This is a genomic window from Ruegeria sp. HKCCD3925 (assembly GCF_057221175.1).
In genome coordinates this window covers 198,413-219,797 of the sequence record NZ_JBWVBI010000001.1, presented here as the reverse complement: position 1 = coordinate 219,797, position 21,385 = coordinate 198,413, and the positions used below count along the sequence as shown (strand labels likewise).

Annotated in this window: 20 protein-coding genes; 15 read left to right on the top strand and 5 right to left on the bottom strand. The window is 58.0% G+C overall.

Features of this window, described 5'->3' with window-relative positions:
• Window positions 1–82: 82 nt before the first annotated feature.
• The 4 genes from AC2TEM_RS01080 (at window position 83) to AC2TEM_RS01065 (ending at window position 3,304) form a co-directional block, all read left to right on the top strand.
• Window positions 83–703 (top strand): thiamine phosphate synthase, encoded by a 621-nt coding sequence (locus AC2TEM_RS01080; RefSeq protein WP_170421868.1) that lies wholly within the window; start codon window positions 83–85, stop codon window positions 701–703.
• A gap of 55 nt (window positions 704–758) precedes the next feature.
• Window positions 759–1,652 carry a PfkB family carbohydrate kinase gene (locus AC2TEM_RS01075; protein ID WP_170608882.1) on the top strand — a complete coding sequence of 298 codons (894 nt, stop codon included), beginning with the start codon at window positions 759–761 and terminating at the stop codon, window positions 1,650–1,652.
• Entirely contained in the window at window positions 1,649–2,563 is a 915-nt protein-coding gene (locus AC2TEM_RS01070; protein WP_170421874.1) for a pseudouridine-5'-phosphate glycosidase, read from the top strand. The genes AC2TEM_RS01075 and AC2TEM_RS01070 overlap by 4 nt, the downstream gene beginning before the upstream one ends.
• 63 nt (window positions 2,564–2,626) lie before the next feature.
• On the top strand, window positions 2,627–3,304 hold the full coding sequence (locus AC2TEM_RS01065; RefSeq protein ID WP_170396909.1) for a DUF502 domain-containing protein: 678 nt from the start codon (window positions 2,627–2,629) through the stop codon (window positions 3,302–3,304).
• Here the strand turns inward: AC2TEM_RS01065 and AC2TEM_RS01060 are convergent, their stop codons facing one another.
• Together AC2TEM_RS01060 and AC2TEM_RS01055 are read right to left on the bottom strand one after the other, a co-directional pair.
• Window positions 3,305–4,330, bottom strand: coding sequence for a patatin-like phospholipase family protein (locus tag AC2TEM_RS01060; protein ID WP_170421876.1), 1,026 nt, complete (start codon window positions 4,328–4,330; stop codon window positions 3,305–3,307).
• A 64-nt stretch (window positions 4,331–4,394) separates the two neighbouring features.
• Complete coding sequence (locus tag AC2TEM_RS01055; RefSeq protein ID WP_170421879.1) at window positions 4,395–5,168, bottom strand: 3-hydroxybutyrate dehydrogenase; 774 nt, start codon at window positions 5,166–5,168, stop codon at window positions 4,395–4,397.
• A 294-nt stretch (window positions 5,169–5,462) separates the two neighbouring features.
• On the opposite strand from AC2TEM_RS01055, the gene AC2TEM_RS01050 reads away from it, so the two are divergent.
• The 5 genes from AC2TEM_RS01050 (at window position 5,463) to AC2TEM_RS01030 (ending at window position 9,729) form a co-directional block, all read left to right on the top strand.
• Window positions 5,463–7,289: an extracellular solute-binding protein gene (locus AC2TEM_RS01050; RefSeq protein WP_170421882.1), complete on the top strand. Its 1,827-nt coding sequence runs from the start codon at window positions 5,463–5,465 to the stop codon at window positions 7,287–7,289.
• A gap of 32 nt (window positions 7,290–7,321) precedes the next feature.
• Complete coding sequence (locus tag AC2TEM_RS01045) at window positions 7,322–8,146, top strand: arsenate reductase/protein-tyrosine-phosphatase family protein (protein WP_170421885.1); 825 nt, start codon at window positions 7,322–7,324, stop codon at window positions 8,144–8,146.
• A 26-nt stretch (window positions 8,147–8,172) separates the two neighbouring features.
• Window positions 8,173–8,649, top strand: a complete 477-nt coding sequence (locus AC2TEM_RS01040; RefSeq protein WP_170421889.1) for an arsenate reductase ArsC — start codon at window positions 8,173–8,175, stop codon at window positions 8,647–8,649.
• Window positions 8,646–9,305: an MIP/aquaporin family protein gene (locus AC2TEM_RS01035; RefSeq protein WP_170421892.1), complete on the top strand. Its 660-nt coding sequence runs from the start codon at window positions 8,646–8,648 to the stop codon at window positions 9,303–9,305. The genes AC2TEM_RS01040 and AC2TEM_RS01035 overlap by 4 nt, the downstream gene beginning before the upstream one ends.
• Window positions 9,306–9,492: 187 nt before the next feature.
• The gene (locus tag AC2TEM_RS01030) at window positions 9,493–9,729 is read left to right on the top strand and encodes a hypothetical protein (RefSeq protein WP_170421895.1); all 237 of its coding nucleotides are present in this window, start codon (window positions 9,493–9,495) and stop codon (window positions 9,727–9,729) included.
• On the opposite strand, the gene AC2TEM_RS01025 is transcribed toward AC2TEM_RS01030, so the two are convergent.
• Window positions 9,718–10,341, bottom strand: coding sequence for an XRE family transcriptional regulator (locus AC2TEM_RS01025; RefSeq protein WP_170396891.1), 624 nt, complete (start codon window positions 10,339–10,341; stop codon window positions 9,718–9,720). The two genes, AC2TEM_RS01030 and AC2TEM_RS01025, sit on opposite strands and share 12 nt — an antisense overlap.
• Before the next feature lie 65 nt (window positions 10,342–10,406).
• On the opposite strand from AC2TEM_RS01025, the gene AC2TEM_RS01020 reads away from it, so the two are divergent.
• The 5 genes from AC2TEM_RS01020 to AC2TEM_RS01000 all read left to right on the top strand — a co-directional run bounded on the left by AC2TEM_RS01020 (window position 10,407) and on the right by AC2TEM_RS01000 (window position 16,256).
• Complete coding sequence (locus tag AC2TEM_RS01020) at window positions 10,407–11,924, top strand: class I adenylate-forming enzyme family protein (RefSeq protein WP_480855956.1); 1,518 nt, start codon at window positions 10,407–10,409, stop codon at window positions 11,922–11,924.
• On the top strand, window positions 11,921–12,580 hold the full coding sequence (locus tag AC2TEM_RS01015) for a DsbA family oxidoreductase (RefSeq protein ID WP_480855955.1): 660 nt from the start codon (window positions 11,921–11,923) through the stop codon (window positions 12,578–12,580). Before AC2TEM_RS01020 ends, AC2TEM_RS01015 begins: the two co-directional genes overlap by 4 nt.
• A gap of 73 nt (window positions 12,581–12,653) precedes the next feature.
• Window positions 12,654–13,862 carry a multidrug effflux MFS transporter gene (locus tag AC2TEM_RS01010; protein ID WP_480855954.1) on the top strand — a complete coding sequence of 403 codons (1,209 nt, stop codon included), beginning with the start codon at window positions 12,654–12,656 and terminating at the stop codon, window positions 13,860–13,862.
• 55 nt (window positions 13,863–13,917) lie between these two features.
• Complete coding sequence (locus tag AC2TEM_RS01005; protein ID WP_170421905.1) at window positions 13,918–15,582, top strand: hypothetical protein; 1,665 nt, start codon at window positions 13,918–13,920, stop codon at window positions 15,580–15,582.
• The gene (locus AC2TEM_RS01000) at window positions 15,579–16,256 is read left to right on the top strand and encodes an SH3 domain-containing protein (protein ID WP_170421907.1); all 678 of its coding nucleotides are present in this window, start codon (window positions 15,579–15,581) and stop codon (window positions 16,254–16,256) included. Before AC2TEM_RS01005 ends, AC2TEM_RS01000 begins: the two co-directional genes overlap by 4 nt.
• Here the strand turns inward: AC2TEM_RS01000 and mfd are convergent.
• Both mfd and AC2TEM_RS00990 read right to left on the bottom strand, forming a co-directional pair.
• The gene (mfd, locus tag AC2TEM_RS00995; protein WP_480790378.1) at window positions 16,253–19,708 is read right to left on the bottom strand and encodes a transcription-repair coupling factor; all 3,456 of its coding nucleotides are present in this window, start codon (window positions 19,706–19,708) and stop codon (window positions 16,253–16,255) included. The genes AC2TEM_RS01000 and mfd overlap by 4 nt on opposite strands.
• A gap of 21 nt (window positions 19,709–19,729) precedes the next feature.
• Window positions 19,730–20,254, bottom strand: coding sequence for a component of SufBCD complex (locus AC2TEM_RS00990; protein ID WP_170396878.1), 525 nt, complete (start codon window positions 20,252–20,254; stop codon window positions 19,730–19,732).
• A 120-nt stretch (window positions 20,255–20,374) separates the two neighbouring features.
• Between AC2TEM_RS00990 and hemB the strand changes: the two genes are divergently transcribed.
• Window positions 20,375–21,373: a porphobilinogen synthase gene (gene hemB, locus AC2TEM_RS00985; protein WP_480855953.1), complete on the top strand. Its 999-nt coding sequence runs from the start codon at window positions 20,375–20,377 to the stop codon at window positions 21,371–21,373.
• The last annotated feature ends 12 nt before the right edge of the window (window positions 21,374–21,385 follow it).

Sequence of the window (21,385 nt, the reverse complement as noted above, 5' to 3'; positions counted from 1 at the left end):
GGTACGTAGCCGGCATAAAAGTTTGCTTCCCCCGCGCAATCCGCTAAACCGCGCGAAAGATGACAAACCCGAAGGACGCGCCATGGACACCCCCGAGCAGCCGCAGATTTACCTGATCACGCCTCCGACCATCGCGCTGAGTACATTCCCTGATCAATTGGGTCACGTATTGGACGGGGCTGAAATTGCATGTATCCGCCTCGCCTTGGCTGGAAGCGACGAAGATACCATCGCGCGCGCCGCCGATGCTTGCCGCGAAGTTGCGCATGCGCGCGATGTAGCCATCGTGATTTCCAACCATGTATTGCTGGCGCAGCGGTTGGGTCTGGACGGGGTGCATCTGGATGACGGCGCGCGGTCTGTCAGGGCAGCCCGCAAGGAGCTGGGCGCGGATGCGATTGTCGGCAGTTTTTGCGGGTCTTCCATCCATGACGGGATGACTGCTGGTGAAAGTGGCGCGGATTACGTGGCCTTTGGCCCGGTTGGTTCAGCCACGCTGGGCGATGGTACTCAGGCCGAAAAGGACCTGTTCCAATGGTGGTCCGAAATGATCGAGGTTCCCGTCGTGGCCGAGGGCGGCCTGACGTCCGATCTGATCCGAGACCTCACCCCCTGCACCGATTTCTTCGGCATCGGAGAGGAAATCTGGTCGCAAGATAACCCGTTGGAGGCGCTGAACTCTCTGATTGCCGCAATGCGCTGAGGGATGCGAGCGTTAACCCTTGCACCCGCGTCGGGGCTGCGGCATGACACAAGGCATGAACAAGAACAGCGAAATTTTGTGCATCGGCTCGGTCCTTTGGGACGTGATCGGACGCTCGGCCAGCGCCATGCGACAGGGCTCGGATGTACCCGGCCGAATTACTCGCCTGCCGGGTGGCGTCGCCATGAACATCGCCATGACGCTGGTGCGGTTCGGAATGACCCCGACTTTGCTGACCGCAATTGGCCGCGACGCTGAAGGGGATGAACTGGTCCGGTCCTGCGCGCGTTTAGGGATGGTCACCGACCACATCTATCGCTCGCAAGACCTGCCCACCGACCGTTACATGGCGGTCGAAGGGGCCAACGGGTTGATTGCCGCCATTGCCGACGCCCATTCGCTTGAAGCTGCCGGAGCCAAAATCCTGCGTCCCTTGATGCATGGTCCGCTGGGCTATGAAAATACACCATTCGAAGGGCCCATCGCGCTGGACGGTAACCTCACGCTGACCTTGCTTGAAGAGATCGCCCAAAGCCCCGCCTTCGCCAAAGCCGACCTGCGCGTCGCCCCGGCCTCGCCCGGCAAGGCAGAACGGCTGCTGCCCTTCCTCAAACACGCCCGTGCAACGCTCTATGTGAATCTCGAAGAGGCCGGACTGCTTTGCCAACGCGAGTTCACCGATTCCGAGAGCGCCGCCAAAGGCCTGCTGGACCGTGGCGCGTTGCGGGTTCTTGTGACCGATGGCGGCAACTCGGCCACCGTCGGGGATGCTGACGCCGTCTTGACCCAAACACCCCCTTACGTTCTGGTCACCCGCGTGACCGGCGCGGGTGACACTTTCATGGCCGCCCATATCGCCGCCGAGGTGAATGGTGCCGACAGCGACGCGGCACTCAGCCGCGCGCTGCGCGCCGCTGCAACTTATGTTTCCGGAGAAACCCCACTGTGATCACCATTCATTATTCTGCAGAGGTCCGCGCCGCCAAGGATGCGGGCCAACCGATCGTGGCATTGGAAAGCACCATCATCACCCATGGCATGCCCTACCCCCAGAACATCGAGGTCGCGGCACAGGTTGAACAAGACATCCGCGATGCGGGCGCCGTTCCAGCAACGATTGCCGTTATTGACGGAGTTTTGCACGTCGGCCTCGAAGCCGACCAGCTGAGCGCACTGGGTCTAGCGCAAGGCGTCGCCAAACTGTCACGCGCTGACATGGCCGCCTGCCTCGCCACAGGCGGCACCGGGGCCACCACCGTCGCCGCAACAATGATCGCCGCACATTATGCAGGCATTGAGGTCTTCGCCACCGGAGGCATCGGTGGGGTGCATCAGGGGGCCGAAACCTCCTTCGACATCTCCGCTGACCTGCACGAGCTCGCGCAGACCCCGGTGACTGTGGTCGCGGCCGGGGCCAAAGCCATCCTCGACCTCGCCAAAACGCTTGAAGTTTTGGAAACGCTCGGCGTCCCCGTCATCGCCCACGGACAGGACGAGTTCCCGGCCTTCTGGTCCGCAAAATCACCCTTGGCAGCCCCGCTGCGCATGGATGATGCCGCTGACATAGCAAAAGCTCACGCAACACGGCGTGCGTTGGGGCTGCCGGGTGGTCAGTTGGTCGCTAACCCGATCCCGCAGGCCGACCAGATTCCGTCCGAGGAACTGGCCCCGATCATCGCGTCCGCACAGGCCGATGCAGAAACTCACCGGATCACTGGCAAAGGCGTCACACCTTATCTGCTACAGCGTATCTATGAACAGACCGAAGGCCGTTCGCTTACCGCCAACATCGCATTGGTACGCAACAACGCCCGACTGGCAGCGGCCATCGCGCGTGCGCTGATAGAATCAGCCCACTGACCCCAGCTATTGCACCAAGCGCCCGGACTGCTTACCTAATTCCGCAAACCACTCAGGACCGCAATGAACACTCCGTTTGACGAAGAACCCCACCGACGCCCCGGCCTGTTCTCCCGGCTACGCGCGTCCTTTCTGACTGGTATCGTCGTCATTGCTCCGGTGTGGCTGACCATCTGGTTGATCTGGTCTGTGGTTGGCTGGATCGACAGCGCCGTCCTGCCACTGATCCCGCAACGGTTCCAACCCTCGGAATATGTCGGCATCAACCTGCGCGGCGTTGGCGTGGTCATATTCCTGCTGTTCACGATTATCGTCGGCTGGATCGCAAAGGGCATTCTGGGCCGTTCTCTGATCCATTTCGCCGAGAGTGTCGTCGACCGCATGCCCGTGGTCCGTTCGGTTTATTCCGGGATCAAGCAAATCTCGGAAACTGTGTTCGCCCAGACCGAGCGGTCTTTCGAAAAAGCCTGCCTGATCCAGTATCCGCGCCGGGGCATCTGGGCAATCGGCTTCGTCTCGACAACAGCGCGCGGTGAAGTGAGCGATCGCGCCGAAACCGGGGGCGAGTTGCTAAGCGTGTTTGTCCCGACAACCCCAAACCCCACATCGGGGTTCCTGTTGTTTTTCCCCGCAGAGGATGTGATCCTGCTGGATATGTCCATCGAGGATGCAGCCAAGCTGGTGATCTCAGCGGGTCTGGTTTACCCGAATGACAAAGACCCAACCCAGCCGCCTGAATAATCAACCAAACATTGCGGGCAAATCGACCGTGCTCCGCTGACCCAGATCGTCCTTATGCACGCTCAGAAACTGATCCGCCGCATCGCGCCCGGACTGTTTCAGCCGGTTCAGCACAACCGGGTTTGGCACGATCTTGGTGGCCGCTGAAAGGTCGTTCATCAAGGCGTCATCAGCGATCATATGCACCAGCACCCGGCTCATCTCACCAGCCTTCAGCTTGCCTTCGGCCAGAAGCCGTTGAACGAAATTGATCGCACGCAGCTCGCGAAACAACGATGAGTTAAAGCTGATCTCATTGATCCGGTTCTGAATCTGCTGCGGCGTTTTAGGCACCTCATCGCGTTCCAGCGGGTTGATGTTCACAATCACCACATCATCTGGCAAATCCCCACCGAACAACGGATAAAGCGCCGGGTTTCCGGTATAGCCGCCATCCCAATACGCTTCGGTCCGCTCGGATTTCGGGTCATAGATTTCAACCGCCTGAAACAGGTTCGGCAAGCAGGCCGAGGCCAGAATCGCATCGGTCGAAATCTCCTCGCCTGTGAACACGCGAATCTTGCCGCTGCGCACACAGGTGGCGCAGACAAACAGCGCGGGCCCTTCGTCTGCACAAATCTCATCAAAGTTGAACCGATCCACAACCGGGGTGAGCGGATTGCGATAAAACGGCCCATAGGCGTAAGGCGATACCAGCCGCGACCATGCTTCGGCCATCGAGAACGGAACGGAGTACTCCAACGCTTGTGCAACATGAGCAGGCTCAATGCCCCGCATCCAATGGGCAATTCGCATATCGCCGACGGCACCCATGCGTTTCCAAAGCCCATCCAGACACGCCCGCGCCCCTTCGCGCCCTGCATGCACCATCCCTGATTTGAACGCTGCCCCGTTCAAAGCGCCGGCCGAAGTCCCAGTGATCGCGGCAACCTCGATATCCTCTTCATCCAGCAATCGATCCAGTACACCCCAGGTAAACGCGCCATGCGCCCCACCGCCCTGCAATGCCAGATTGATCCGTTTCATGGTTCCGCCTCTTCATCTGGCCAGAAATACCTCGGGGGTATGGGGGCAGAGCCCCCATGGTCCCTCACAATGCCGTCCATCCCCCATCCACGGATATCGTCGTTCCTGTGATCTGTGCCGCTGCATCCGAGCACAAGAAGATCGTAGTTCCGCCCAGCTGCTCGACCGTGGCAAACTCCTTCGATGGCTGCCGCTCCAGCAGGATGTTCTTCACCACATCCTCGCGGCTCATATTGTACTCTTTCATCGTGTTGGGAATTTGCGCCTCAACCAATGGAGTCAGTACGTATCCCGGACAAATAGCATTGCAGGTGATCGGCTCCTGCGCAGTCTCCAGCGCCACGGTCTTGCTCATCCCGACGACACCATGCTTTGCCGCGATGTAAGCCGCCTTGTAGGGCGAGGCCGTCAGACCGTGAGCCGAGGCAATATTCACGATCCGCCCCCAGCCCGCCGCGCGCATCATCGGAAGCGCTGCCGCCATCGTATGAAAGACCGAATTCATGTTGATCGCGATGATCGCATCCCATTTGTCCGACGGAAACTGATCGATCGGGGCCACATGCTGAATGCCGGCGTTGTTCACCAGAATGTCACAAGCACCTGCCTGTTCGATCAGTGCACGGCATTCATCGCCCTTGGACATATCTGCCTTGATGTAGCGCGCGTTGGTTCCCGTCTCTTTGCCAATCTCGGTGGCCAGCGCATGATCTTCATCACGGTCGGTGAACGAATTCAGCACCACATCCGCCCCGGCCTTCGCCAGCTCACGCGCGATGCCCAGCCCAATCCCCGAATTCGACCCCGTGACGACGGCTGTTTTGCCCGACAGACTCATGGCACTCTCCTTATGAGTTTTTTGTTTCTCAAACACAGTGCCATGCTGCACCTGCAAAGAAAACGGGGAATGATCTGATCCGCGCACCCGCACGAGTTTTGCCAAAAAAAACGCCCGCACGAAGCGGGCGTTAAGTTATTGAGGCAGGTTTCATACAGGCAAGAAACCTATCGAGCAGTAGAACCTTTATAAGCAATTCCACGCCCTCGTCCAAGCTAAAAGTTTGATAATAAGAAAAATCATGGCTACGGTGAATCCCAAACAAAATAAGGCCAGAGCAGGATTGTTTCCAAAATGAGCCCCGATTATCTCCGCCCCCTTCGTCCCGCGATTGTGGGAATCACCTGTATTTTCGCCGCCTCAATGGCGTCAGCAGAATCGGCCCATGGCATAGCTATGTATGGTGACCCGGCCCTACCACCGGATTTTGTGTCGCTACCCTACGCAAATCCTGACGCGCCCAAGGGCGGCAAGGTCGTATTTGGCAATACCGGCGGCTATAACAGTCTGAACCCGTTTGTGCAAAAAGGCACCGCGCCGTGGCAGTTGCGATTTTGGACTCATGAAAGCCTGATGGGCCGCTCCTGGGACGAACCTTTCACTCTTTACGGGTTGTTAGCCGAATCAGTTGAGACAGATTCGGACCGAACTTGGGTCGAATTCACGCTGCGCGAAAATGCTGAATTCTCGGATGGATCGCCGGTCACTGTCGATGACGTGATCTGGTCATATGAGACACTGGGCACCGAAGGCCACCTGCGATATCGCGGGCTGTGGGGCAAGATTGATAGCATTGAACAGACTGGACCGCGCAGCGTTCGGATCACCTTTAACGAACCGGATCGCGAACTGGCCCTGATCGCCGGAATGCGCCCGATCCTGCAAAGAGCGCAGTGGGAGGGAAAGTCGTTCGCTGACGCTCAACTACACGATATACCCATCGGTTCCGGACCATACGTAATCGATGACTATGAGGCTGGCCGCTATGTGAACCTGCGTCGCAATCCTGACTATTGGGGTGCCGACATCCCCTACCGCAAGGGCACGATGAATCTGGATGACATGCGGATTGAGTTCTACGGAGACGGCACAGTCGCGTTTGAAGCGTTCAAAGCTGGCGAGCTTTCGGCCGTTCGTGAATTCAACGCGGATAAATGGAACACGCAGTACAACTTCCCAGCGGTTCAGCGCGGTGATGTTGTGAAGACGGAAATTCCCCATCAAAAGCCGTCAGGCATGACCGGCTTTGTCATGAACACACGCAAGGCCCCATTCGATGACTGGCGCGTACGCGAGGCACTAACGCTGGCCTTCAACTTCGAGTTCATCAACGACACCATTACAGGCGGGGCGCAGCCCAGGATCATCTCATATTTCTCGGGTTCGGAATTGGGGATGCAACCCGGACCGGCCACTGGTCGTGTCGAGGAATTGCTTCAACCTTACGCCGCCGAGTTGGCACCGGGCACACTGGATGGATATGAATTGCCTCAAAGCGATGGAACCGAACGCAACCGCCGAAATATCCGCAAAGCGCTTAAACTGCTGGAAGAGGCCGGATGGACCATTCAGGACGGCCAGCTTCGCAACGCCAGCGGTGAGCCGTTTGTGATTGATCTGGTCATCAGCCAGGGCAGCCTGAACGTGGTCCAGGATGTCGGCGTGATCGCGGAAATCTACGCCCGCGCCCTCGAACGCCTGGGTATCCAGTTGACAGTCGAGAAAGTAGATGACGCGCAATATACTTCACGCATCGATGCGCAAGATTTTGACATGACCCCGTTCCGTCGTGCGCTGTCGCTCTCGCCAGGCAACGAACAACGCCTGTATTGGGGCAGCGAAAACGCCAACGCTCCCGGGACGCGGAATGCCATGGGTCTGACCTCGCCCGCCGTGGACGGGCTGATCGACGCGATGCTGGCCTCGGAAAGCCACGAGGATTTTGTTGCGGCAACGCGCGCGCTGGATCGTGTTCTGACAGCGGGTCGCTATGTTATTCCTATCTGGAGCTTTGATGTCGGCCGTATCGCCCATGTCAAAGAGCTGAAACAACCCGACACTCTGCCAATTTATGGCGATGGGCCAGAATATATGCCACAGGTCTGGTGGTTTCAGGATTGACGAGTCCTTTCTATTTCCGTATTTCATGAATTATGGAAATAGAGATTCATGACAGGCTGAACGCACTCGCACATCCCAAGCGGCTGGATCTGTTCCGGCTGTTGATGCGTCGCTATCCAGATTCCGTTGCTGCGGGTCAGATTGCCGAGGCTTTAGCGCTGAAACCCAATACTGCGTCAACCTACCTGAATGCATTGAAATCCGCCGGGCTGATCCAGCAGTCGCGCAGCGGGACATCATTGCAATATGCCGCCAACTTACCAGCGGTGCGCGGGCTGTTTGATGAGTTGCTGGGCGGTTGCTGTCAAAATCGTCCTGATTTGTGCATGCAACCCTCGGATGACCCCGTTATGGCGTCCCCCGACCGCGTAATGAATGCGCTTTTCCTCTGCACCGGAAACTCGGCCCGTTCGATCATGGCGGAAGCCATCCTGAACAATGAAGGTAACGGCTTGTTTCGCGCTTATTCGGCAGGAACGGCACCATCGGACGGACCAAATTCAATCGTTTTGGAACTCTTGAAGCAAAAAGACTACGACACGACCTCGCTCCGCTCAAAATCACTGGAAGAATTTGCCGCTGCTGATGCCCCAAAGATGGATTTTGTCTTTACCGTCTGCGACCACGCGGCCAACGAGGCCTGCCCCGCTTGGCCGGGACAACCGATAAGCGCGCATTGGGGTCTGCCCGATCCGGTCAAAGTTGAAGGAACCGACGCGCAAAAGCAGCTGGCATTCCAGCAGGCCTACGGATTGCTGCGCAACCGTATCACCGCCTTTGCCAGCCTCCCGTTCGAAACGCTCGACCGCATCTCACTACAACACAAGGTGGATGACATCGGTCGAATGGCCGAGTAGTCCTCGATCAATCCAAGGATACCCCCATGAACATACTGGTTCTATGCACCGGCAACTCGGCTCGATCGATTCTGCTGGAGTCGCTCTTCAATCACACCGGCGAAGGGCGTGTACGCGCCTATTCAGCAGGCTCCAACCCGACCGGCAAGGTGCATCCGCAATCCTTGACGCTGCTTGGTGCCGAAGGCCATGACGTCCGCGATTCCCGCTCTAAAAGCTGGGATGAGTTTGCAGCAGAAAATGCTCCGGAAATGGACATAGTGATCACGGTTTGCGGCTCAGCCGCCGAAGAGACATGCCCCGTCTGGCCCGGCGCCCCTGTACGCGCGCATTGGGGTGTCGAGGACCCGGCTGCCGCGTCTCAGTCAGACTGGGAAACCGCCTTTAGGACCGCATATGACATTCTTGGGCGCCGCGCCGAAGCACTTCTGGAGCTGCCCATTGAAACCATGGACAGCGTTGAACTCTCGGCCCATCTCAAACGTATAGGAGCCCTGCTGTGAGCGCCCGCCAATACTTTGCCGAATTCCTCGGAACCGCCTTCCTGCTGATCGGCGTTGTCGGATCAGGCATCATGGCGCAAACCTTGTCCGACGGGAACATCGCGCTGGCGTTGCTGGCCAATGCAATTGCGACCGGCTGCATCCTTTACGCTATCATCACTACGCTCGGCCCTGTCTCGGGCGCTCACTTCAACCCTGCAGTGACATTGGCCTTTGCGCTGCGCGGTGAACATCCCTGGCGTGCGGTCACCCCTTACATGCTTGTTCAGATTGCCGGAGGTATCGCGGGGGTCTGGGCCAGCCATTACATGTTTGACCTGCCGATTCTGCAAACTTCGGAAACGATGCATCGTACCGGGGCACATCAGTGGTTTTCGGAGATTGTCGCCACTTTGGGTTTGCTCTTTGTGATTTTCGGCGGAATTCGGCACAAGCCGGACACGGTACCAGCCCTTGTGGGCCTCTATATTACCGGCGCCTACTGGTATACGTCTTCCACAAGTTTTGCTAATCCGGCCGTTACCATCGCAAGGGGCTTTACGGATACCTTTGCGGGGATATACCCTGCGCACATTCCGATGTTCATAATTATGCAGTTAATTGCTGTATTTATCGGACACAAAATACTGAACTGGTTATTCGAACAAGCAGAATAACGGACCGGCCGCCACTCACTTTACAGCAGGTCCGTGGGCCCGTTGCGGTATCTCCGCAGCGGGTTTTTTGCATCTTATCTCCCGACTCCGGCTGCGACATTTTGTCATGTCTGCAGCAACGCACGGCGCTCCGTAGGCTGTCTTGGGGGAGAGCAATCCTGAAACACCAACTAAGGAAGGCTCGCAGATGCTAAACTGGGCTGATCTGACGCAAGACTGGGACGCGTCATATGCGCGTGCAAAACGTAGGTTTCCGAACCTGCGGGATAGGGATATGGCGCGCGTTGGCGAAGATCGCAAACAGTTCGAAGCTTACCTGGCCGAGCGTCACCACCTGACCGTAAACGAGGCGCGCGAAGAGCTTGAGGATTTCCTGTTCACCGAAGCATTGAACCGCGAAGCGACCCAAGCCCTAAGCAAGTGACGTCACCCACAGGATCGTCGCATCCTCATCACTGACCGAAATGACGTTATGCCCCATGCTGCCGTCGTAATAAGCGCTGTCGCCGCGGCGCATTTCGACCGGCTCATAGAACTCGGTAAACAACCGCACCACTCCGGTCAGAACATACAGAAATTCCTCACCATCGTGACGCACCCAGCCGTCAAATTCTTCCATCGAGCGTGCACGTACACGGGCGCGATAGGGCAGCATCTGCTTTTTGGTCAGCGTTTCTGCCAGCAACTCATGTTCGTAGGTGGTGGTCGCATGGGCCGCACCCCCGCCCATCTTGGTCACTGCCATTCGACCGATCACCTGATCGCGTTGTGGCGGCGTAAAAAGCTGAGGCACCGAAATCTCCAATCCGGTCGCCAGCTTTTTCAAAGCATCATAGGTCGGAGACATCTGACCATTTTCGATCTTGCTGAGTGTCGACCGAGCCAGACCCGCCTGACTCGCCGCCTGTTCCAGCGTCCAGTTGCGGGCTTTACGCAGTTCGCGCACGCGCGCGCCCAAATCGACCGGCTCCAACTCGGTGTTGACACCATTGTCGCGGGCAATTCTGACGATAGATTTATGATCATTGGTGGCCATGGGTCTTTCTATAGGGCGAGCATGCCCTGCTTGCAACGCGCCTCGCACGGGGATAGCCAGTTCTCATGTTGTCGATCTTTGATCAGGGGCCGCCTACGCCCTGCCCGCGCCCGTTCAATCTTGCCGCGCATGTGCTGCGCCATGCGAAAAGTTCAGCTGAGAAGACCGCGCTTTCGGTGCTGAGATCGGATGGTGCAACAGACTGGACCTATGGCGATCTGCATTCGGCGATAATGGGCACCGGTTCAGGATTGCTGCAGAGCGGCCTTCGCGCCCAAGACATTGTTCTCATGCGATTGGGCAATACCGTCGATTTTCCGATCGCCTATCTGGGCGCAATCGCCGTGGGGCTGGTCCCCGTGCCCACCTCATCACAACTGACCGAGCAAGAGACCGCAAAGATCATCGACGACCTGAAACCAGCCGCCATTTTGCGAGATCCTCAGGTCGGCTGCGCGCCGCACCCGGATCAGATCATGCTGCCTGAACTGGCCCGGATGCGATCACTGCCGCCTGCAAGTTTTGCCATGGGTGATCCCGAGCGGCTTGCCTACGTGGTCTACACTTCGGGCACTTCGGGCAAACCCCGAGCGGTTGCGCATGCACACCGCGCCATCTGGGCTCGGCAGATGATGGTCGACGGCTGGTATGGCCTGAAATCCTCGGACCGGCTGTGCCATGCGGGGGCATTCAATTGGACCTACACGCTGGGCACCGGCTTGATGGACCCCTGGGCCATTGGTGCAACGGCTCTGATCCCTGAACCCGGGACAGACATACGCGATCTGCCTGCCCTGTTGAAACAACATCGTGCCACCATCTTTGCAGCCGCACCGGGGGTCTTTCGGAAGATGATGCAAAGTGACACGCAGCCCGGCCTTCCCGATCTGCGCCACGGCCTTTGCGCCGGGGAAAAGCTGTCGCGACACCTGCATGAACAATGGGTCCAGTCCACCGGCACCGAGCTTTATGAGGCTTACGGCATGTCCGAATGCTCGACCTTCATCTCATCCAGCCCAAGCCACCCAGCACGCGGCACAGCGTTGGGGCAGCCGCAGCCCGGGCGTCGGATTGCCATCCTCGGGCCGGATGGCCCTGTGCCACAAGGTCAGGAAGGTACAATAGCTGTACATCGCGAAGATCCGGGCCTGATGCTAACCTATCTGAATGCCCCCGACGAGGCCGCTGCTCGGATGCAGGGAGATTGGTTCCTGACCGGTGATCAAGGCGCGATGGCCGTTGTTGGGCAAATCACCTATCTGGGTCGAGATGACGACATGATGAATGCGGGCGGATATCGCGTTTCCCCGGTCGAAGTCGAGGCGGCCTTATCCACCCATCCCGAGATCACCCAGGTCGGGGCGGCTACGGTTGAGATAAAACAGGACAGTTCGATCATCGTTGCCTTCTACACTGGCCCCGAAGAACTGGACGCGGCGGACCTGCACGCCTATGTGTCTGACAAGTTGGCGCGCTACAAACAGCCGCGTGCCTTTGTCCATCTGCCCGCCTTGCCCACCGGAGGCAACGGCAAACTTCTGCGCCGCGCCCTGCCGGCCTATTTCAAGGCGACGTCCGAATGACACACACTGTAAAGCTCGACATCATGTCCGATCCGATTTGCCCCTGGTGCTATATCGGCAAGACCCATCTGGACAAAGCGCTCGCCGAAGTGCCAGACCACCCCTTTGTGATCGAGTGGCACCCCTTTCAGCTGAACCCCGATATGCCCGACGAGGGCATGGATCGGCGCGAATACCTTGAACGGAAGTTCGGCGGCAAGGACGGAGCAGTTCACGCATACGCTCCCGTTGTCGAACATGCCGAAAACGCAGGTTTGAATATCGATTTCGAAGGTATGAAACGCACGCCCAACACGCTGGATGCCCACCGCCTGATCCACTGGGCGGGGATTGAGGGCAAGCAGGATGCCGTGGTCGATGCACTCTTTAATGCTTACTTCGTCGAGGCGCGTGATATTGGTGATCATGAGGTGTTGGCTGATGTCGCCGACAGCGTCGGCATGGACGCAGCGGTCGTACTGAAACTGCTGCAGTCAGACGCCGACCGAGAAGATATCCGTAACCGCGACAGCCATTCACGCGAAATGGGCGTAAATTCGGTTCCCACCTATATCGTTGCAAACCAGCACGCCGTTCCGGGCGCGCAACCTCCTGAATTGTGGGCAAAAGTGATCGCTGAGATCATGTCTCAGATTGAGGCTTCCCCTGCAGAATAGCACATACCCCTGTGCATTTCTGATCTAGTCCAACCCGAAACGCCGTGATAGCGCATTCGGGAAGGAGTTCCCCATGGCCGACCGCATGTCCCGGGGCGAATTCATTGCGTTGATCGCGATGATGTTCGCCACGATAGCCTTTTCGATCGATTCAATGCTGCCAGCCCTGCCCGAGATCGGCGCAGAGCTCAGCCCCTACGATCTGAACAAAGCACAGTTGATCTTGACCTCTTTTGTGCTGGGCATGGGGATCGGCACATTCTTTACTGGGCCAATTTCCGATGCGGTCGGGCGCAAGCCGGTGATTTATGGTGGTGCCGCTCTCTATATACTGGCCTGCGCTGTTGCGTGGTCCAGCTCATCGCTTGAACTGGTGCTGGCTGCGCGCATCGCGCAGGGCCTCGGGGCGGCCGGGCCGCGCGTTGTGGCCATGGCGATCATTCGCGACTTGTTTTCAGGGCGCGAGATGGCGCGCATCATCTCGATTGCGATGATGATCTTTACTCTGGTCCCCGCCGTGGCACCGCTGCTAGGCGCAGGCGTTATTGCACTGGTCGGCTGGCGCGGCATCTTTGTGTCCTTCATCATATTCGCCACGATCATCGTGATCTGGATGGCCACGCGCCTGCCTGAATCTCTGGCGCCCGAAAACCGGCGCCCCTTCCGCCTGCCCCTGATGATTGCGGCAGTGCATGAGATGTTCGCACACCCCACCGTACGCCTCTCGATCCTGGTGCAGACCCTTTGCATGGGGTTGCTGTTCACCATGCTAACGATGGTTCAGCCGGTTTTTGACGTCATCCATGATCGGGCAGACAGCTTTCCCTTCTGGTTCGCCTTCGTGGCGCTGATCTCGGGTTCGGCCAGCCTTTTGAACGCCGCCGTGGTCGTACGCGTCGGGATGCGCCGTATGGTGACCTGGGCCTTGGGCACGCAGATTCTGATCACAAGCGCCGTCATCATCCTGAACATGACACCACTTTCACCGGGCGCATCCTTTGCTGTTTTTGTGGCGTGGCAGACCTCGATCTTCTTTATGGCCGGTGTAACCATGGGCAACCTGAACGCCATTGCCATGGAACCTATGGGTCATATCGCGGGAATGGCTGCCTCGGTCATTGGCTCGATCGCCACAATTCTGGCGGCTGCCATCGCGGCCCCTATTGGGCTGTTATTTGACGGGTCGATCACACCGCTGACGACCGGCGTGCTAACGATGTGCATCCTTGGCTTCGGCCTGATGCTACATATGGGCCGGATCGAAAACAGACTACCCGCCTGATCTGTGCAGAGCCGCTGAAACACGCTAACCTTCCCGCAAATCGTGGGGGGGCGCCATGAGCGACTATTATGATCTGGGCACGTATTCCTGTGCCGTCACCACAGCATCACCCGAAGCGCAGCTTTGGTTCGATCGCGGATTGGTCTGGACGTATGGCTACAACCACGACGAAGCGGTCACGTGCTTTCAGAAAGCTGCCGAGATTGACCCGGATTGCGCCATGGCCCATTGGGGCGTCGCCTATGCAGCAGGCCCAAACTATAACCTGCCGTGGGAATTGCGGGACGATCAGGGCCAGGCCAAATCACTGGCCATCGCCTATGATGCAACACAGAAGGCGCTGTCGCTGCTCAACGGGTGCACAGCGGTTGAGCAAGCGTTGATCCGCGCCCTACCCTCCCGATACCCTCAGCGTGACCCCATCGAAAACATGCACCAGTGGGACTATGACTATGCGGATGCGATGCGCGCCGCATTTGCCGAACAGCCTGATGATCTGGACCTGCGCACGATCCATGTTGAGGCGCTGATGAACCTCACCCCGTGGCAGATGTGGGACCTGAAAACGGGTCAACCGGCCGAGGGTGCCGCGACCCTTGAAGCGCAAGACGCTTTGGAGAGCGCTATGGTCAATGACCCGGCGTCGATGTCTCATCCCGGTCTACTTCACCTATATGTGCACCTGATGGAGATGTCGCCGACGCCAGAAAAGGCGCTGCAGGCCGGAGACATCCTGCGTACACTAGTGCCCGATGCCGGTCACCTGGTGCATATGCCGACCCATATCGACGTGCTGTGCGGCCACTATCACAACGTTGCCTACTGGAACGAAAAGGCCACCGAGGCCGATCTGAAATATTATGAGCGTGAAGGCGCGTTCAACATTTATACCGGCTATCGTCAGCACAACTATCACTTCACCATCTATGGCGCTCTGTTTCTCGGTCAGATGGAACCAGCCCTGCGGGCTAATCAGGGCCTGTGGGACACCACGCCTGAAGATATGCTTCGAATCGAAAGCCCGCCGATGGCGGATTATTTTGAAAGCTACATGTCCATGGGCCCGCATATCCTGATCCGCTTTGGCCGCTGGGAAGAGGCCAAGGCACTGAAGTTGCCAGACGACCCTGATCTCTATCGCACTCTGACGGCAACAACACATTATGCTCGCGCCATCGCCCATGCAGCCACTGATGAAGTGGCGCAGGCCGAAGCCGAAGAGCAGTTGTTCCTTGCCGCAAAAACCTGCGTGCCCGAGACGCGCCGCCTGCACAACAATCGGGTCATCGACCTTCTGGAGATCGCAGCGGAAATGCTGCGCGGAGAAATCGAGTATCGCAAAGGCAACTACGAGATTGCCTATGCACATCTACGCCGCTCGGTCGAATTGGATGACACGCTGCCCTATGACGAGCCATGGGGTTGGATGCAACCAACACGCCATGCGCTTGGTGCGTTGTTGTTCGAACAAGGGCATGTGAACGAGGCTGAGGCAGTCTATCGTGAAGATCTAGGCTTGGGTGGCACGCTCAGCCGCGCCTCGATCCACCCTGACAATGTCTGGAGTTTGAAGGGTTTGCATGATTGCCTGAAAGCACGCGGCGAGACAGTAGAAATCCGCCAAATCAAGCAACGCCTTGATCTTGCCTTGGCGCGCGCGGACCGCACCGTCGGCGCGTCGTGCTTCTGTGCCCAAGCCGCCATGAGGACTGCGGAATGAAGCTATTCCTTTTGGTGGCGGGCCTGCTGCTTGCCAGTCCAGCGCTGGCACAGCGCCAGACCTTTCCACCTATTGACGAGGCAGGTCAAAATCCATCACTGGTCGCATTCCGAGCTGACTTGCTGGCGAAAATCGAGGCACGCGATACCGATGCAGTTGTCGCCGCCGCTTGTCCCGACATCTATCTCAGTCACGGCACAGCAGGTGGACCGGAAGAGTTTCGCACCAACTTGACTGTGCCTCCGGAAACGCTTGGTGAAGAATTTAAGGACGAGGCTGCGGAGCTACGTGATTTTTACTGGTCGCAATTGCAGCAAACGGTTTCCCAACCGGGATATTTTGACGATCAGGGTGAATTCTGGATGCCGTACTATTGGCGGATCATTCTTCCCGCTACAGTAGACCCTTTCACCGCCTTCTATGTTTCGGGTGAAAGCATCACACTGCGTCAGGCACCGTCTCGTGGCGCGCCCATCCTCGCGCTGATCAGTCATGAAATCGTGATCGTCCCTGACTATCAACCTGATGGGGAATACCAGAAAATCAGACTGACCGATGGGACATCGGGCTACTTACTCAGCGATTTTCTGGCATCAATGGTCGGTTACCGCGCTGCGTTTGTAAAATCCGAAGCGGGTGACTGGCAGCTCTGCACTTTTGTGACAGGGGACTAGGCTTTCGCCTTTTTCTTCACAGCCACGACCTTTTCGGCCAGATCACGGGCGATGGCAAACGCACCTTTGATCTTGTCGCTGTCCTTCTTCCAGTCGCGCCGCACAACGATCTTGTTGTCCTTGACCTTGGCCAGCCCGCGTTGGTTCTGAATGAACTCGACCAACCCCTCGGGTGAGGCGAACTTATCATTGTGGAACTGTATCGTTGCGCCCTTTGGCCCGCCGTCCAGCTTGGCGATCCCGGCGCGTTTGCACATCGCCTTGATGCGCACGACAAGCATCAGGGTATTCACCTCTTTCGGCAAGCTGCCGAAGCGATCGATCAGTTCGGCGGCAAAGCCCTCCAGTTCCACTTTCGTCGACAGTGACGACAGGCGGCGGTAGAGGCCCAGACGCACGTCCAGATCGGGCACATAATCCTCGGGGATCAGAACCGGGACACCCAGATTGATCTGCGGCGCCCATTGGTCATCGGCATCCGATAGCCCCTCCATCTCGCCGGCTTTGATCTTGGCAATCGCCTCTTCCAGCATCGATTGGTAGAGTTCGTAGCCCACATCACGCATCTGGCCGGACTGTTCCTCACCCAGCAGGTTGCCCGCACCACGAATGTCGAGGTCTTGCGAAGCCAGTGTGAACCCGGCCCCGAGCGTATCCAGCGAGCCCAGAACCCGCAGCCGTTTCTCGGCCGTCGCCGTCAGGCGCTGGCGCGGTTTGGTGGTCAGATAGGCATAGGCGCGGGTTTTTGAGCGCCCCACCCGCCCCCGGATCTGATAGAGCTGCGCTAGGCCAAACATATCCGCCCGATGCACGACCATCGTGTTGGCAGTCGGGATATCCAGCCCGCTTTCTACGATCGTCGTGGCCAGCAGAACGTCGTATTTACCGTCGTAGAACGCGTTCATCCGGTCATCAAGCTCACCCGCAGCCATCTGCCCGTGTGCGACCACGTAGGATAATTCAGGCAACTGCTCTTTCAGGAATTCCTCGATCTCAGGCAAGTCAGAGATGCGCGGCACCACATAGAAGCTCTGCCCGCCACGATAATGCTCGCGCAGCAGCGCCTCACGGATCGTTACCGCGTCGAATTCGCTAACATAGGTGCGGATCGCAAGCCGATCGATGGGGGGCGTGCCAATGATCGACAGATCACGCACGCCTGTCAGGGACAATTGCAGAGTTCGTGGGATCGGTGTCGCTGTCAGGGTCAGGACGTGCACGTCCGAGCGCAGCTGTTTCAGCCGTTCCTTGTGGCCCACGCCGAAATGCTGTTCCTCGTCGATGATCAGCAGACCCAGATTATTGAACCGTATCCCTTTGGCCAACAGCGCATGGGTGCCGATCACGATATCCACCGTGCCTCGCGCCAACCCATCGCGGGTTTGCTGCGCCTCTTTGGCCGAGACAAAGCGCGACAGTTGCCGGACTTCAAGTGGGAAACCCCGGAAGCGATCCTTGAAGGACGCCGCGTGTTGCCGCGCGAGCAACGTGGTCGGTGCCACAATGGCAACCTGTACGCCCGACATCGCGGCGACAAAGGCTGCGCGCATGGCGACCTCGGTCTTGCCAAAACCCACATCGCCACAGATCAGACGATCCATCGGCGCGCCGGAATGCATATCCTCCATCACTTCGGAGATGGCGCGCAACTGATCGTCGGTCTCCTGATATGGGAAACGCGCGCTGAACTCTTCCCATGCATGCGGCGGTGGGTCCATGACAGGCGCTTTCCGCAGGGCTCGTTCGGCGGCGATGCGGATCAGCTTGTCCGCCATTTCACGGATGCGCTCTTTCAGCTTGGCCTTCTTGGCCTGCCAAGCGCCACCGCCCAAACGATCAAGCAGCCCTTCGTCATGGCCATATTTCGAAAGCAGTTCGATGTTTTCGACCGGCAGGTAGAGTTTGGACTGTTCAGCATATTCCAGCAGCAGGCATTCATGGGCGGCCCCCGCAGCCGTAACGACCTCCATCCCCTGATACCGCCCGATCCCGTGGTCAACATGCACCACCAGATCACCGGGCGACAGCGACTGCGTTTCAGTCAGGAAGTTCTCGGCCTTGCGGCGTTTTTTGGGTTGGCGGATCAGACGGTCGCCCAGAACGTCCTGTTCCGAGATCACGGTCAGATTGGGCGCTTCAAACCCGTGTTCCAATGCCCAAACCGCAAGATGCAGGCCGCGCTTTCCAACCCGGGTCCCGTCGGTCACCGGGATTGCCTCGGCCAGGCCTTCATCTTCGATCAAGCCGGTCAGTCGTTCACGAGCGCCTTCGGAGTAAGAGGCAATGAGGACCGGCCCCTTGTCCATCTTTTCGGTGATATGCGCCGCCAGAGCGCCAAACAGGCTGATGCTTTCCTGCTGACGTTCGGGTGCAAAGTTGCGCCCGATCCGTCCGCCTGCATCGATCACGCCCGGACCACTCGCCTGCGGCAGCGGGCTGAACTGCAAAACGCGACGATCGCCCACTGCATCTTCCCATGCAGCATCGTCCATATAGAGCAGACCGGGAGGCGTCGGTTTATAAACCGTATCCATGCGCGAGCGGTTTTCCAAAGCGAGCTTTCGCGTCTCATACTGATCCGCAATCGTATCCCAGCGCGCCAGCCGAGAAGGCGTGACTTGATCGTCAAGCGAGATTGAGGCCCCCGGAAGATAGTCGAACAGGGTTTCCAGTTTTTCATGGAAAAACGGCAGCCAATGCTCAATCCCCTGGTGCTTGCGACCTGCGCTGACAGCTTCGTATAAGGGATCATCCGTACCCGCCGCGCCGAATTCGATGCGATAGTTCTGACGGAATCGGGTGATGGCGGCTTCGTCCAGTATGACCTCGGACACCGGGGCAAGCTCGACCACATCAAGTTTTTCAGTCGTTCGCTGCGAGACAGGATCAAACCGGCGTGCACCATCCAGAACATCCCCGAACAAGTCCAGCCGCACGGGACCGCTCTCACCGGGTGGGAAGATGTCGATGATACCGCCTCGGATAGCGTAGTCTCCGGGCTCCATCACCGTGGGGCTTTGGGTAAAGCCCATCCGCACCAGAAAGTTGCGTAGGGCATCTTCGTCTATGCGCTGATCTACGCGAGCGGTGAATGCGGCCTCTCGCAACACTGCACGCGCGGGTACCCGTTGGGTCGCGGCATTGAGCGTGGTAAGCAGCACGAACCGCTGCGGCATCTGATGCACCAAAGCAGCCAGTGTTGCCACGCGGGCAGCAGAAATGTCGGCGTTGGGCGACACCCGATCATAGGGCAAGCAGTCCCATCCGGGGAATACAAATACGGGCATGTCCGGCGCAAAGAATGCCAACGCTGCCCGCATCGCCTCCATCCGTTTGTCATCGCGAGCGATATGACAGACTGGACCGCCCGAGCGCGCGATCTCATTCAGCACAAGCTGTGCATCAAACCCCTCGGGGCCGCCGCCGACTGTTACGTGGTTCGGAGCCGTCATTACCTTGCCTTTCAGGGACTACTAACCCAGGACACCAATCGAAATGTTCTGATACATTCCCCAGAACGCAGTGATCAAGATCGAGAACATACCGATGATCTGAGTAAAGGTCCGACTGCGCGTCAGCGTTTTGGAAACATTTTCTACGGTCGCTTCTTGAGTCTGCAATCGACGCGCTGCCGCAATACTGATCATCATGACAAAACACATCGGGAGCAGAAGAAGGAATACGGCCTGTGCAAATTCCACGTCGTAGAAGAATCCCAACGTTGCAAGGCCTGTCAAAACAAAACAGCAAATTGCCATCAATACCAGACCCGAGGTTTCGACGATGTACAACACTCTGTTCGAGTTGATCCGCGCGACATCGAGAAGGTCTTGTTCTGATTGACCACCTACACGACGGGCGCGCATCACCAGATCATAGGGCACCCCCATCGTCCAGTGGCTGGCAGATGACCAAAGAACGGCCAGACCGATCCAGTACCACAGATTCGAAAAACTCCGCATGTCGATGAGTTCGAAAATCGAAGAGTATATGTCCAAGCGTCTGCCCTTTGTTCAACGTCCGCAGGGACCGTCATCGCAGCGATGCGTCCATTGTTACCCTTGAGACCACCGGGAATTCATGCCACCCAATGCGCAATTGTTCAAGGAGAGTGCGCCATGAAACCGACTATCGCCCCATATCCCCGGACCCGTTTCCGCCGGGCCCGCCAATCTGAGGCGATCCGGGGTCTGGTGCGCGAGAACACCTTGACCGTGAATGACTTTATCTGGCCTGTTTTTGTGCGCGACGGTGAAAATATCGAAGAACCCGTCCCGTCGATGCCCGGGGTCGTGCGACGCTCGGTCGACCTGATCGCCAAAGCCGCGGTTGAAGCGCAAGCCCTTGGTATTCCTGCAATATGTATTTTCCCGTACACCGATCCGAGCCTGAAAACCGAAGATTGTGCCGAGGCCTGGAACCCCGACAACCTGTCCAACCGCGCCATTCGTGCAATTAAGACTGCTGCGCCCGAAATCGCGGTGATGACGGACGTGGCCCTGGACCCCTACAACATTAACGGCCATGACGGCTATGTGGTCGATGGCGAGATTGTGAATGACCAGACTGTTGAGGCGCTGGTGAAAATGACGCTGGCGCAGGCCGAAGCCGGAGCTGACATCATCGGCCCGTCCGACATGATGGATGGCCGTATCGGCGCCATGCGCAGCGCACTTGAGTCGGCTGGTCACCACAATGTCATGATCCTGAGTTATGCCGCCAAATATGCCAGCGCTTTCTACGGCCCTTTCCGCGACGCCGTTGGGGCATCGGGCGCTCTGACCGGTGACAAGAAGACCTATCAGATGGACCCTTCCAACTCGAACGAGGCCCTCCGTCTGATCGAGCGTGATCTGACCGAGGGTGCAGATATGGTCATGATCAAGCCGGGGATGCCATACTTGGACATCTGCCGACGGGTCAAAGACAGCTTCGGTGCACCGACCTATGCCTATCAGGTGTCTGGCGAATACGCGATGATCCAAGCCGCTGCACAAAACGGTTGGATCGACGGCGAAAAGGTGATGCTGGAAAGCCTGCTGGCCTTTAAGCGCGCAGGGTGTGACGGCATCCTGACCTATTTTGCGCCCGAAGCCGCGCGCATCCTGCAGGGCTAACACCTCAGATTG